We start from the raw sequence: 12,444 nt of genomic DNA, 5'->3' as shown, positions 1-12,444 counted from the left end.
CGTTATCCCGCCAGACGGGGATCGCTGCCAAAATCCCTCCGTTCGAAGCCGATACGGCGCCTGGGGAATTCGCACAGCGCCTGAACACCGGCTCGCGACAGCCTGATGCGCCAGGTCTGTCGTTCCACAGGTTCGCGCGCCGCGAAGGCTTTGGCGGTTAGAAGCGCTATGTTTCTGCCGCCTTGCGGATCCCGGACCGAGCGATAGAGGATCGCCTCGATGCCCCCTGCGCGCGCTGCCTCGGCAAGCGATTGACATGCCTCGTAATTGACCGGATCGGTCCATTGCCGCAGGTCGCGATCCAACGGCGGCCTTGTCAGATCGATCGCCGCCTTCGTCTCGATCGCCGCGGCAAAGGCAGTATATTCCGCAGCATTGGTGGGCAGTGGGGTATCCGGGGAATCGCGGAAGAAGAGCAGCCGATAGAAGCTCATTTCCGCTAGGGACGTCTCCACCTGTTCGGAGGCGTAGAAAACGCCGAGCGTGCGGCCGGCACGGCGGAAGCGGGAACCGTGCGGATAGATCGCGCCATAGCGAAAGGGCGTGGCGAGCAGATAGTCGAGCCCGGCACATTCCGGCGGCAGGACCGGTTTGCTTTCTTCCAGAAGATTTTCGAGGAGCGCCTGCTCTTCCAGCGTATCGACCAGTTTCAGCGTCGAGACCTGATGCTGCGATTCCACCAGCCGCCAATAACGGCCGGAAATTGCCCCCGCCTCAGATGAGAGCGCGGCGGGCGTCCAGATAGGCAAGGACATCGGTCAAACCAGAAATAGAGGTGATCTTATCTTGCGGCGCGGCGCCAAGGGCGAGATTGCCGTTGCGCAGCCATTGACGCGCCACCATCTCATCGCCGCCCACAATGGCATCGAGCGAGCGAAAGAGACGAACGAAAAGCACGGCAAGTTCGAATGGCTTGCTGTCACGCTCCAGAAGGTGATCCTGCCGTTTCATGCGCGAGACGGTCGCCTCGGAAACGCCGATCACCGCAGCCAATATGCGCGCATTCAATCCCAGCCGCTCGGCGGCATTGACAACCGCCTTGGTGATGACGACAGCCTCACCAGGCGCCGAATGACCTACTATTTGAGCTTTTGCCATCGCCTTATCCTTTCCTGAGAAAATATATAGCATATTTCTTGCAAAAGAAAAGGAGCGGCAAGCAAAAAGCTCACCGCTCCCAATTTTGATTTGTCCGCCTCTCACGGCCGCGTGAGAGGATTTCGTTTTAGGCGACCGTGACCGGCACTTCGGTCGACGTGCGCAGGGCGTGGCTATAAGGGCAGACGATGTGGGCGGCGGCGGCGAGCTTCTCAGCCTCGGCCTTGTCCATGCCGGGAATGTGGACGGACAGAGACACCTCGATGCCGAAGCCGCCGCCGTCCGCGCGCGGGCCGATGCCGACAGTCGCGGTCACCTTGGCGTCTTCCGGAATCTTGACCTTCTGCTGGCCTGCCACAAATTTCAAAGCGCCGAGGAAGCAGGCAGAATAGCCAGCCGCAAAGAGCTGCTCGGGATTGGTGCCGGTAGCGCCATCGCCGCCGAGTTCCTTCGGCACAGTCAGCGTGACGTCGAGGACGCCATTTTCGGAAACAGCGCGGCCAGCGCGGCCACCGGTGGCGGAAGCTTTGGTGGTGTAGAGAATAGGCATGTCATCTCTCCTTCGGGTTGGATGTCGATTTTATATATCACGATTTAATCGTGCGCAATATATATTTTTGCAATTTGATTTTGCAAAGTGAATTTGTGACAATGCACCCAACAAGAAAAATGGCGGAGCAGCAATGACGGACAAGCCAAATGGGCAAAGCATGATCCCCGACGAAGAAAAGCGGCTTGAAAGGCAGCTTTGTTTTGCCGTCTACAGCGCCGCACATGCCTTCAACCGTGCTTACAAGCCGATCCTCGATCGCGTCGGCCTCACCTATCCGCAATATCTCGTCATGCTCGTGCTGTGGGAAAAGGGTCGCCTTTCGGTCAAGACCATCGGCGAAAAGCTGGATCTTGATTCCGGCACACTGTCGCCCCTGTTGAAGCGATTGGAGCAGGCTGGCCTGATCAGCCGCACGCGCGACCCGAAGGACGAGCGGCAGGTGATCATTTCACTGACGGAGAAGGGTACCGGTATGAAATGCCAGGTCGGCACCATCATGGACGCCATCGGCGAGGCCACCGGCTGCGACATGACTGAAATCGCCAATCTGCGCGACCGGCTACAGCAATTGAAGACCAATCTGACGGCCGAGTGAGCGGCGGCTGCCTTAGGTCATCTCGCCCGCCCGTTCGGTAGGATAGATGGGCGAGGAAGGACGCCCGCATTCGTGGCGTCCCTGTTGCGACAATAACCCGACGTTAAGACGTCACCAGGATCGGCGCGCGTTCCGGCACGCGATCATAGAGATCGATGACGTCCTGGTTCAGCAGACGGACGCAGCCGGAAGAAACGGCCTTGCCGATGGAGCGCCAGTCCGGGTTGCCGTGCAGGCGATAAAGCGAATCCTGCTTGCCCTCGAAGATATAGAGAGCGCGCGCGCCGAGCGGGTTCTTCAGGCCCGGATCCATGCCGCCATTGGCGATGGAGAACTTGACGAGCTCCGGCTGGCGGGCAACCATTTCGTCCGGCGGGTTCCAACGCGGCCACTTCTTGCGCCACTGAATGACGCCGCGGCCCTGCCAGGCAAAGCCTTCGCGACCGACGCCGATGCCGTAGCGCATCGCCGTGCCGCCCTGCTCGGTGACGTAGAGCATGCGCTGGGTGGTATTGACGATTACACTGCCCGGCGCTTCGCCTGTGGGATCGACGACGCGCTGGCGATAAAAGCGCGGATCGATCTGCTGATAGGGAATCGCCGGGAGATGGAAGCCGCTATCGTCCATGGCCGCATAGATCACGGCTGGATCCGGTTGCTCACCGTCATAGCTGGAGAGCCAGGTACGGAACGGCCTGGGCGCGCCGGTATATTGCACCGGGCTGACGACAGGGCCGTTGTCGATGGTGGAGGCACAGCCGGCGAGCGTCGAGACGGCACCGATGCCAGCAAGGGCGAGGAAATTACGTCGGGAAAAGGATGAAGGCAGGCTCATGTCGACAGCATCGTTCCTATTGAAGGGAAGCAAGAACCCGCAACAAAAAGCTGATTCGGCTGCCCCGAGGTTCGCAGAGACAGGAGCAAAACTAAAGAGCGCAGCCGAGCACGGCTATCGCACTTATGCAACATCACGAAAATTTGTGGTAAATTACCGCTACAAAACGACGATTTCCGCTTTGTCGGGCACGCGGTTATATAAATCCATCACATCCTGGTTGAGCATGCGCACGCAGCCGGAGGATGCTGCCTTGCCGATCGACTGCCAATCCGGCGTGCCATGGACACGGTAAAGCGTGTCCTTGCCATTCTGATAGATGTAGAGCGCACGCGCGCCGAGCGGATTGGTCGGCCCCGGATTCATGCCGCCGCGCTCGGCCGAAAGCGGCCTCATCTGCGGTTCGCGGGCAACCATTTCGGCGGGCGGCGTCCAGCGCGGCCATTTCTGCTTCGACTGAATGACGCCCCTGCCATGCCAGGCGTAACCTGCCGCACCGAGGCCTACGCCATAGCGCATCGCCTTGCCGCCCGGCTCGATGAAATAGAGATAGTGGCTTCTGGTATCGACGACGATCGTACCGGGCCGCTCGTTGGTCGTGTAGTCCACCTCCTGCCGCAGGAAGCGTGGATCGATGCGCTTGTAGGGGATCGCCGGCAGCGTGAAATCGTCCTCGTCTCGCTGCGCATACATGGCCTGATGCACCGGATTGAAGGTCGGCAGACCATAGGTCTGATGGAATTGCGTGCGGAAGAGATCGCGCGATTGCGGCACGGGCTGCACCGGCAGGCGCCGCACCTTCTGCGGATCGATGCCTTCGGGCCGATAGAAGACCGGTGACGTTTCCTGCACGAACCGATCAGGATCGGTCGCACCGGTATCGGGAATGACGCTGCAAGCGGACAATGTCGCCAAAGCGCTAGCGGCAAGCAGGTGGCGGGAAACGGGCAGCAGATCGGCCATCATCGGAAACCAGTTGGAACACACGTCGGGTCGGCGGCATGATGACCGGCGCGGCTGGAGCGAGGCTGGCGTCACGGGCGAAGATATTGCACGGATTGGCCAAACTCCTGTTTTCCCCCGCGACATCATGGGCTAGACCATTGCGGGACGGAGGATGGCATGAATATCGACAGTCTCGACCCGAACATCTTCGCTGGAGCCGATCGCAAGACATGGCTCAAGCTGGTGGAACGGGCGCTGAAGGGTAAGGATTTTCAGGAAACGCTGGTCTCGCAAACCGATGACGGCATCGCGATCGAACCACTCTACGAGCGCCGCCGCGATTGCGCGCCGCTATCGCGCGGACGAGCCGATCTCCCCTGGACAGTCACCCAGCGACTGGACGATCCCGACATGGATCGTGCCCTGCAACAGCTCGATGACGATCTTGCCAACGGTGCAAGCGGGATTTTACTCGTCTCCAAAACCTCGGTCTCAGGCTTCGGCACCGGAATCGACACGGAGAGGGAGGCGCTCGCCAACCGGCTTGTCACGGTGATGTCGGGCAAGAATGTCTCGCTGCGCCTCGATGGCTTCACTCCCGACACCGCGAAGACTCTGATCGCTGCCTTCGGAGAAAAACCGCCCGCGGCGCTGCATCTTGGCCTTGACGCTTTCTCGATGGGCGACAAACAGGCCGAGACAGCAAGGGACATTCGCCGTTTGTCCGAACAGAAGCTGCCCGGCACCACCGTCAATGCAGACGGCCGCTCAGTCCACAATGCCGGCGGAACCGAGGCGCAGGAGCTGGCGGTCATGGCCGCAAGCCTCGCAGGCCATCTGCGGTCGCTGGATGAGGTGGGACTTTCACCGGAGGCCGTTCTGGCCGCAACGAGCCTCTGCCTTTCAGCCGACCAGAACCAATTCACGACCATGGCCAAGGTCCGTGCCGCGCGATTGATCTTCAGCCGCATCGCCGAGGCCTGCGGCGCCTCCGATCCGCAGCCCGCGCATATCTTCATGGAAACGAGCTATCGCATGCTCACGACGCTAGATCCGGAGACCAACATTCTGCGCAATACGATCGCGGTCTTTGCGGCGGGCACCGGCGGCGCCGACGAAATCGCCGTGCTGCCGCACAGCCTGACGCATGGCATCCCCGATCCGCTGGCGCGGCGCCTGGCGCGCAATACGCAGACGATTCTGATCGCCGAAAGCCATCTCGACCATGTCGCCGATCCCGCCGCCGGCGCCGGCGGCATCGAGGCGCTGACGGACGCTCTTGCCGAAAAGGCATGGGAGATCTTTACCGGCATCGAACGCGACGGCGGATTGGCGAACGTCATCGCCAGCGGCCGGCTGGCGGCGATGGTTGCCGAGGCGCGCGCAAGCCGCATCGCCAAGCCGATTGTCGGAACCACATTGTTTGCGATGAAGGCGGACCGGCCGGTTGCGGTCTTGGGGCCGCTGGGTCCGCTCGTTGGCGGGATGGGGCTGACGCCGATACGGCTGGATGAAGGATTGGGGGCATGAGAACGATCATCGAATTCGTCGCAGCTGGGCGTAACGCAGGCTCGGCATTCGCGGAGGTACCGGCCGCATGACCCTGATTCCCGATTTCGCCAATATCCCCTGGGCAAAGCCGCAAGCCAAGACACGCACGACAAGCGCGCCGGCCTGGGACACGCCGGAAGGGATCGCCGTCAAGCGCAGCTACGGTGAGAGCGACCTCGCCGGCTTGCATTTCCTCGATACCCATCCGGGCGCCGCCCCTTTCCTGCGCGGGCCCTATCCGACCATGTATGTCCAGCAGCCCTGGACCATCAGGCAGTATGCGGGCTTTTCCACCGCCGAGGAATCCAACGCCTTCTATCGCCGCAATCTTGCCGCCGGACAGAAAGGCCTCTCCGTCGCCTTCGATCTCGCCACCCATCGCGGCTATGACAGCGATCATCCGCGCGTGGCGGGCGACGTCGGCATGGCAGGCGTCGCGATCGATTCCATCCTCGACATGCGCCAGCTCTTTGACGGTATACCGCTCGACGAGATGAGCGTGTCCATGACTATGAACGGCGCCGTGCTGCCCATCATGGCGCTCTATATCGTCGCGGCGGAGGAACAGGGCGTTTCCGAGGACAAGCTTTCCGGCACGATCCAGAACGATATCCTCAAGGAGTTCATGGTCCGAAACACCTATATCTATCCGCCGCAGCCTTCGATGCGGATCGTTTCGGATATTTTCAGCTACACCAGCCAGCGCATGCCGAAGTTCAACTCCATCTCTATCTCCGGCTACCACATGCAGGAGGCCGGTGCGAGCGCGGATCTGGAGCTCGCCTATACGATCGCCGACGGCATAGAATATGCACGGGCCGGGGTCGCTGCCGGACTGGACATAGACAGCTTCGCCCCCCGCCTCTCCTTCTTCTGGGCAGTCGGCATGAACTTCTTCATGGAAGTCGCCAAGATGCGCGCCGGCCGCCTGATCTGGGCCGCGCTGATGCAGAAGAATTTCGCGCCGAAGGACCAGAAATCCCTGGCGCTCAGGACGCACAGCCAGACCTCCGGCTGGTCGTTGACGGCGCAGGATCCGATGAACAACATCATCCGCACCATGGTCGAGGCCATGGCGGCGACGCAGGGGCATACGCAGTCGCTCCACACCAATTCCTTCGACGAGGCGCTGGCGCTGCCGACCGATCATTCGGCCCGCATCGCCCGCAACACGCAGATCCTGCTGCAGAAGGAGTCCGGCACATCAGGCATCATCGACCCCTGGGGCGGCTCGGCCTATGTCGAGCGGCTGACCCATGATCTTGCAGCCCGCGCCCTTGCCCATATCGAGGAGGTCGAGGCGCTCGGCGGCATGGCGAAGGCGATCGAGAAGGGCATTCCGAAGCTCAGGATCGAAGAGGCGGCCGCACGCACGCAGGCACGCATCGACAGCGGCCATCAGATCCTCGTCGGCATCAATTTTTCAAGGCCGGAAAAGGACATCGAAGTCGACGTGCTCAAGGTGGACAATTCCGAGGTGCGCGCCCGGCAGCTCTCGAAATTGCAGCAATTGAAGGGCACGCGCGAGACGGCTGCGGTGGAAACCGCCTTGGATGCTCTGGCAGACGCCGCGCGCAACGGCACCGGCAATCTGCTCGACTTCGCGGTCAAGGCGGCGCGGGCGAGAGCGACGGTTGGCGAAATTTCGCTGGCGCTGGAAAAGGCCTATGGCCGGCACGTTGCCAAGATCAGGACCATTTCGGGCGTCTATCGCCAGGAAGTCGGCGATGCCGACCCAGCATTCAACAAGGCCGTCGCCAAGGTCGAAGCCTTCCGCAAGGCGCGTGGCGAGAAACCCCGCATCCTCATCGCCAAGATGGGCCAGGACGGTCACGATCGCGGCCAGAAGGTCATCGCAACAGCGTTTGCCGATCTCGGCTTCGATGTCATCGTCGGCGCGATGTTCCAGACACCGGAGGAAGTGGCCGATGTCGCCGTCCGTGAAGGTGTTGATATCCTCGGCGCATCATCACTGGCTGCAGGCCACTTGACGCTGGTGCCGGAGCTGAAGGAAGCGCTCGCCCGCCGCCATGCCGGCAATATCCTGATCGCCGTCGGCGGCGTCATCCCGCCCCAGGATTTTGCAGCGCTGGAGGCCGCCGGCGCGGACGCGATCTTCCCGCCCGGAACGGTGATCGCGGAAGCGGCGGCGGCACTGATCGAAAGACTGATGGCATAGCCGATACATAGTGCGGTGCAGCGTTTCACGAACTCGCCGAACCGCTCTACGCGTTGCTCTGAGGCAATTCCGGACGGAAAACCGCTGTGCATTTTTCCTGGAATTACTGTTAGGCGGCCACGCTCTCGAAGAACCGGATGCTTTGCTCGATCTCGCCCGGCAGCGCGGAATTGTGGCTGCCCGGCATGGTTTCCATGTCCATCTTCACGCCGCCCGCCGTCGCCCGCTTGGCGAGCAGAGCGAGCCGAGAGTCGAAATGAGCCTCCTCAGTGCCGTGAAACAGCTTCATCGGGCATTTGAAGTTGTGCGCATAGCAGAGCGGCGAGCGCATCTGATATTCGCGCGGGTTCTTGGTATTGAAGCGGATATCCTGCGGATAACGGCTGAAGAAGGCATAAGCATCCGGATTGCCTGATATCGGCGCGGCCGCGCGGAAGCGCCTGGTCGACATGGCAACGAGCATTGTCAGCGTACCCCCCACGCTATGTCCAGCCAGGAACATGCGATGCGGGTCGACGCCGGGCAGATGCCGCAGCCGGTTGGAAGCGGCCAGCACATCCGAAACCTCGTCATAAAACCCGGAGAAATTGCCCTTCTGGCCGTTTTCACCCCGCATCGAAGGGATCATGACGACGTAGCCAGCCTCGATATAAGGCTTCATCAGCTGCCAATGACCCTGGCCGATCGCGTTGCCGCCATGCAGGAAAAGCACGGCCGGTTTCGGCTTGGCCGTTCGCGTGTAGCGGGAAACCCAGGCGACGAGCTCCAACTCGCTGCCGACGCCGCTACGATAGAAAAGCTGGTCGGCGGTCGACGGCGTCACCAGCGGTTCGTATATGTCAGGAGCAGGCCCCTTGCTCAGCAGATCCGTGCGGAACAGGTGGCGCTCCTTGGCATAATCGCCCGACAGCAGCGGCGGCGCATCCGCTGCCTTTTCCTCATTCTTTGCGACGGCGCTCTTGCCATCGGCAGGCTTAGGTCCGGCCGTGCTGTCATCGGCAGCCCTAACGATGTTGGGAGCGAAAAGCGCGGCGGCGAGGCCGGCAAGAACGCCGCGGCGATTGGGACGGAATGTGTTGTCGTCAGACATGGTCATAGGCTCTGTCCAATTATCCCGGCGCAGTTCAAAATTGCACGGGTTGAAAGGCAGGGCCAACTCACATTGTGGTGGGGAATCGCCCTCACCTATTCATCAACAGCGGGAGCCTTCGCGTCAATCAGTGCGATCAAACTTTCTAGCCGATCCGCCTCATAGGGCGGCTTGTCCGGCCGAAGCCTGGCAATGCGGGGAAAACGCATCGCAACACCGGATTTATGACGGGTGGAGCGGTTTATCCCCTCGAAGGCGACTTCGAGAACGAAGCCGAAATCGCGATCGGCGCGCACCGCCCGCACCGGACCGAAGCGATCGACCGTATTGTTGCGAACGAATTTGTCGAGCACTTCGAGCTCGGCATCGGTGAAACCGAAATAGGCTTTGCCGACGGGCACCAGCTGCTCGCCCTCCGGCGTCATCGACCAGACGCCGAAGGTGAAGTCGGAATAATAGCTTGAACGCTTGCCATGACCGCGCTGCGCGTACATCAGCACGGCATCGACATTGTAGGGGTCGCGCTTCCATTTGAACCAAGGGCCTTTGGCCCGTCCGGCAAGATAGGCGCTGTCCCGGCGCTTGATCATCACGCCTTCGATCACCGGATCGGGCGGCGAGGCGCGCAGCCACTCCAGTTCCTCCCAGGAGGTGAACTCGACAAGGGGCGAAAGATCGAAGCGGTCATGGGGTGCCGCCTCGACGATCTCAGCCAGCCGTTCGCGCCGATCGAGAAAGCTGCGGCCGCGCACATCCTCCTCGCCGTCGAACAGCAGATCGTAGGCGCGGATGAAGGCAGGATATTCCTCCAGCATCTTCGGCGTGGCCGTCTTGCGGTTAAGGCGCTGCTGCAGGTCTGAAAAGCTGCGCGTCGGGTTGTTGGAGCGCACCGTGCCGCCGATCAGCAGCTCGCCATCCATGACGCCTTCGAAGCTCATCGCATCGACGATGTCGGGAAAGGCGCCGGAGATATCGTCGCCGGAGCGGGAATAGAGCTTGCTCATGGACCCGGCACGCGAAAGCTGGACGCGGATGCCGTCCCATTTCCACTCGGCTGCGAAATCCTTAGGATCTAGCCCATCGAGATCGCCTGGCTCGACCGGATTGGCGAGCATGACGGAATGGAAGATCGCCGGCGTCGCCAGCACCGGCCGCTCTGCCCGCCCTTCAAGCCAGCGGAACAGGCTCTCATAGGGTGGCTGCAGACCATGCCACAGGGTTTCGATTTCGGTCACGTCCCTGCCGCTGAGCTCTGCCAGTGCCTGCTTGGCGAGCCGGGCCGATACCCCGATGCGCAAGGCGCCGGTGGCGAGCTTCAGGAAGGCGAAGCGGCCCGAGGTATCCAGCCGATCAAGCAGGTCTCGAACGAAGCTGCGCACCTCGGTACGGCCAAGCGCATTCATGCCGCGGACGACCTCGCCGAGCCTGGGCTGCTCGCCGGCCGGGCGCACGATGTCGCTTTCCTTGTCCCAGACCAGCGATATGGTCTCGGCGAGATCGCCGACATAGTCGTAGGAATAGCGGAACAGCACGTCGTCCATGCGCTCCAGCACGAGTTCGCGCAGCATCGCGGGCTTGACGTTGCGAACCTCGAGCGTGCCGGCGATGGCGGCGAGACCATAGCCGCGATCGGGGTCCGGCGTGTCGCGGAAATAATCGGTCAACAGCTTCAGCTTGCCGTTGCGGCTCGGCGTCAGCACCAGGCGGTCGAGAAGATCGGCAAAGGCTTTCATCAATCGCCCTCGTCTTCATAGCCGATGAGATGCAAAGGCTTCGCCGCAATACCCTGCAGCTCGCACCAGCGGACGAGTGCTTCCTCGCGTCCGTGGGTGACCCAGACCTCGCCCGGCTTCAATTCGGAAATCGTCTCCGTCAGCTCCGGCCAATCGCAATGATCTGAGATGACGAGCGGCAGCTCGACGCCGAGCTGCTTGGCACGCTGGCGCACCAGCATCCAGCCGGAGGCAAAGGCCGGCAGCGGATCATGAAACCGCCTTGCCCAGCGATCGGAAAATGCCGATGGCGGGCCGACGACCACGGCGCCCTGGAAGATCGACTGATCGCGGCTCTCGACCGTTGCCGGCCGCAACTCGCCGAGCACAATGCCCTGACTGATGTAGTAATCGCACAGGGTCTCGAGCGCGCCGTGAATATAGATCGGCTCGTCGTAGCCGGCATCACGCAGCAGCCGGATGACGCGCTGCGCCTTGCCAAGCGCATAGGCGCCGATCAGATGGGTCCGCTCCGGGAATTGGCGAAGGGAAGCCAGAAACTTCTGCGTCTCTTCCATCGGGTCGGGATGGTGGAACACCGGCAGCCCAAAGGTAGCCTCGGTGATGAAGACATCGCAGGGAACGGGTACATAGGCGGCGCAGGTCGGATCCGGCCGGCGCTTGTAGTCTCCGGAGACGACGATCCGCAGCCCATCCTTCTCCACCGCGATCTGCGCCGAGCCGAGAACATGACCCGCCGGATGGAACCGCACCTTAACCTCGTTGATCGTCACCTCCTCGCCAAAGCCGACCGCCTGTTCCGAGCCGGCAAAGCCGGTGCCGTAACGAATACGCATGATATCCAGGGTCTGGCGTGTGGCGAGCACATGGGTATGGCCGGAGCGGGCATGGTCGGAATGGCCATGCGTGACGAGCGCCCGTTCGACCGGCTGCACGGGGTCGATATAGAAGCCGCCGATCGGACAGAACAATCCCTCGGGCGCTGGATAAAGCAGTTGTTCTGGTCTCATGGATGAAAGGATAGCGTGATTTGCGCGATTATGTAGCGATGACACCAGCTTTTTGATCGAATTTGCCTTCATGCTGTCGATCGGGCAGATCGAACACCAGCACATCCTCGCTATACGGCTTCGCCTTCGCAACGACGACGCCGTTGGGATCGACGATCGCTGAGCTGCCATAACTGAGCCAGCCGTCGTCGTTGCTGCCGACGACATCCGACGCCATGACCCAACATCCTGAATGCTTGGCGCATGTCTGCAGGCCTGATATGCCCGGCCTGTGCCACATCTCCGCCTTGTGCGGGCGAAGCATCAGGTTGACAGGATTGCAGATGAGGCCGGCACCCTTTCTGGCAAGCCGGGATGCCGTGTAGGGATATCTGAGGTCGGCACAGATATTGATGCCGAAGCGCCAATCGTCCAATGCCCAGGTAGGAAAATCCGTTCCCGGCGTGCAGCCGCTCTCAAGGGGATGCGCCTTGGCATAGACCCCGATTATATGACCTGCCTTGACGACGATCGCGCTGTTGTAGATCGCCTCCCCTCGCCGCTCGAAAAGCCCGATGACCGCGGTCGTCCTTGCCGATGCGCAGCGACCAATCAAGGTATTCAGGGCGGGATCATCGAGAGAGAGGGCGCGCCGCCTGGCAATCGCCTTGTTGTAGCTGTGTCCCTGAAGGTAGCATTCGGGAAAAAGGGCGAGGTCGATGCCTTGTGCTTCCGCCCATGCCACATCGCGCGCCAGCACCTCCGTCGTCCGATCGACGGCGTCGAAGAGTGCCATACGTTGAAAGGCTGCGATCCGCATGTGGCACAGCTAGCATGCGCCGCGATTCGCCCACAGCGCGAACCGATCGAATTCCA

General features: G+C 61.6%; 12 protein-coding genes. 3 read left to right on the top strand and 9 right to left on the bottom strand.

Annotated features, from left to right (window positions below):
* Positions 1–2 precede the first annotated feature (2 nt).
* The 3 genes from FHT29_RS19665 to FHT29_RS19655 all read right to left on the bottom strand — a co-directional run bounded on the left by FHT29_RS19665 (position 3) and on the right by FHT29_RS19655 (position 1,648).
* Positions 3–755, bottom strand: a complete 753-nt coding sequence (locus FHT29_RS19665; RefSeq protein ID WP_168600057.1) for an RES family NAD+ phosphorylase — start codon at positions 753–755, stop codon at positions 3–5.
* Positions 715–1,098, bottom strand: coding sequence for an MbcA/ParS/Xre antitoxin family protein (locus FHT29_RS19660; RefSeq protein WP_047559787.1), 384 nt, complete (start codon positions 1,096–1,098; stop codon positions 715–717). The genes FHT29_RS19665 and FHT29_RS19660 overlap by 41 nt, the downstream gene beginning before the upstream one ends.
* Positions 1,099–1,225: 127 nt before the next feature.
* Positions 1,226–1,648, bottom strand: a complete 423-nt coding sequence (locus FHT29_RS19655; protein ID WP_037193636.1) for an organic hydroperoxide resistance protein — start codon at positions 1,646–1,648, stop codon at positions 1,226–1,228.
* A gap of 133 nt (positions 1,649–1,781) precedes the next feature.
* On the opposite strand from FHT29_RS19655, the gene FHT29_RS19650 reads away from it, so the two are divergent.
* The gene (locus FHT29_RS19650; RefSeq protein ID WP_047559633.1) at positions 1,782–2,246 is read left to right on the top strand and encodes a MarR family transcriptional regulator; all 465 of its coding nucleotides are present in this window, start codon (positions 1,782–1,784) and stop codon (positions 2,244–2,246) included.
* 103 nt (positions 2,247–2,349) lie between these two features.
* Here the strand turns inward: FHT29_RS19650 and FHT29_RS19645 are convergent, their stop codons facing one another.
* A complete protein-coding gene (locus tag FHT29_RS19645) occupies positions 2,350–3,081 on the bottom strand; it encodes a L,D-transpeptidase (protein WP_047559784.1) in 732 nt (243 codons plus the stop codon).
* Positions 3,082–3,240: 159 nt separating this feature from the next.
* Complete coding sequence (locus tag FHT29_RS19640; protein WP_047559630.1) at positions 3,241–4,047, bottom strand: L,D-transpeptidase; 807 nt, start codon at positions 4,045–4,047, stop codon at positions 3,241–3,243.
* Between the two features lie 156 nt (positions 4,048–4,203).
* On the opposite strand from FHT29_RS19640, the gene FHT29_RS19635 reads away from it, so the two are divergent.
* Together FHT29_RS19635 and scpA are read left to right on the top strand one after the other, a co-directional pair.
* The gene (locus FHT29_RS19635; RefSeq protein WP_168600056.1) at positions 4,204–5,556 is read left to right on the top strand and encodes a methylmalonyl-CoA mutase family protein; all 1,353 of its coding nucleotides are present in this window, start codon (positions 4,204–4,206) and stop codon (positions 5,554–5,556) included.
* Positions 5,557–5,623: 67 nt separating this feature from the next.
* The gene (gene scpA / locus FHT29_RS19630) at positions 5,624–7,756 is read left to right on the top strand and encodes a methylmalonyl-CoA mutase (protein ID WP_168600055.1); all 2,133 of its coding nucleotides are present in this window, start codon (positions 5,624–5,626) and stop codon (positions 7,754–7,756) included.
* A 109-nt stretch (positions 7,757–7,865) separates the two neighbouring features.
* On the opposite strand, the gene FHT29_RS19625 is transcribed toward scpA, so the two are convergent.
* The 4 genes from FHT29_RS19625 to FHT29_RS19610 all read right to left on the bottom strand — a co-directional run bounded on the left by FHT29_RS19625 (position 7,866) and on the right by FHT29_RS19610 (position 12,364).
* The gene (locus FHT29_RS19625) at positions 7,866–8,852 is read right to left on the bottom strand and encodes an alpha/beta fold hydrolase (RefSeq protein WP_037193622.1); all 987 of its coding nucleotides are present in this window, start codon (positions 8,850–8,852) and stop codon (positions 7,866–7,868) included.
* A gap of 89 nt (positions 8,853–8,941) precedes the next feature.
* Positions 8,942–10,579, bottom strand: a complete 1,638-nt coding sequence (locus FHT29_RS19620) for a cisplatin damage response ATP-dependent DNA ligase (RefSeq protein ID WP_168600054.1) — start codon at positions 10,577–10,579, stop codon at positions 8,942–8,944.
* A complete protein-coding gene (locus tag FHT29_RS19615; RefSeq protein ID WP_047559617.1) occupies positions 10,579–11,589 on the bottom strand; it encodes a ligase-associated DNA damage response exonuclease in 1,011 nt (336 codons plus the stop codon). Before FHT29_RS19615 ends, FHT29_RS19620 begins: the two co-directional genes overlap by 1 nt.
* Positions 11,590–11,617: 28 nt before the next feature.
* A complete protein-coding gene (locus tag FHT29_RS19610; protein ID WP_246703057.1) occupies positions 11,618–12,364 on the bottom strand; it encodes a carbon-nitrogen hydrolase family protein in 747 nt (248 codons plus the stop codon).
* Between the last annotated feature and the right edge of the window lie 80 nt (positions 12,365–12,444).

Origin of the sequence: Rhizobium sp. SG741 (assembly GCF_012275435.1) — a bacterium.
Lineage (GTDB): Bacteria > Pseudomonadota > Alphaproteobacteria > Rhizobiales > Rhizobiaceae > Rhizobium > Rhizobium lusitanum.
This window is presented reverse-complemented; position numbering and strand designations above follow the sequence as displayed.

Coding starts and splice junctions, on each gene's coding strand:
- FHT29_RS19665 (WP_168600057.1), bottom strand. CDS start 755: ATGTCCTTGCCTATCTGGACGCCCGCCGCGCTCTCATCTGAGGCGGGG.
- FHT29_RS19660 (WP_047559787.1), bottom strand. CDS start 1,098: ATGGCAAAAGCTCAAATAGTAGGTCATTCGGCGCCTGGTGAGGCTGTC.
- FHT29_RS19655 (WP_037193636.1), bottom strand. CDS start 1,648: ATGCCTATTCTCTACACCACCAAAGCTTCCGCCACCGGTGGCCGCGCT.
- FHT29_RS19650 (WP_047559633.1), top strand. CDS start 1,782: ATGACGGACAAGCCAAATGGGCAAAGCATGATCCCCGACGAAGAAAAG.
- FHT29_RS19645 (WP_047559784.1), bottom strand. CDS start 3,081: ATGAGCCTGCCTTCATCCTTTTCCCGACGTAATTTCCTCGCCCTTGCT.
- FHT29_RS19640 (WP_047559630.1), bottom strand. CDS start 4,047: ATGATGGCCGATCTGCTGCCCGTTTCCCGCCACCTGCTTGCCGCTAGC.
- FHT29_RS19635 (WP_168600056.1), top strand. CDS start 4,204: ATGAATATCGACAGTCTCGACCCGAACATCTTCGCTGGAGCCGATCGC.
- scpA (WP_168600055.1), top strand. CDS start 5,624: ATGACCCTGATTCCCGATTTCGCCAATATCCCCTGGGCAAAGCCGCAA.
- FHT29_RS19625 (WP_037193622.1), bottom strand. CDS start 8,852: ATGACCATGTCTGACGACAACACATTCCGTCCCAATCGCCGCGGCGTT.
- FHT29_RS19620 (WP_168600054.1), bottom strand. CDS start 10,579: ATGAAAGCCTTTGCCGATCTTCTCGACCGCCTGGTGCTGACGCCGAGC.
- FHT29_RS19615 (WP_047559617.1), bottom strand. CDS start 11,589: ATGAGACCAGAACAACTGCTTTATCCAGCGCCCGAGGGATTGTTCTGT.
- FHT29_RS19610 (WP_246703057.1), bottom strand. CDS start 12,364: ATGGCACTCTTCGACGCCGTCGATCGGACGACGGAGGTGCTGGCGCGC.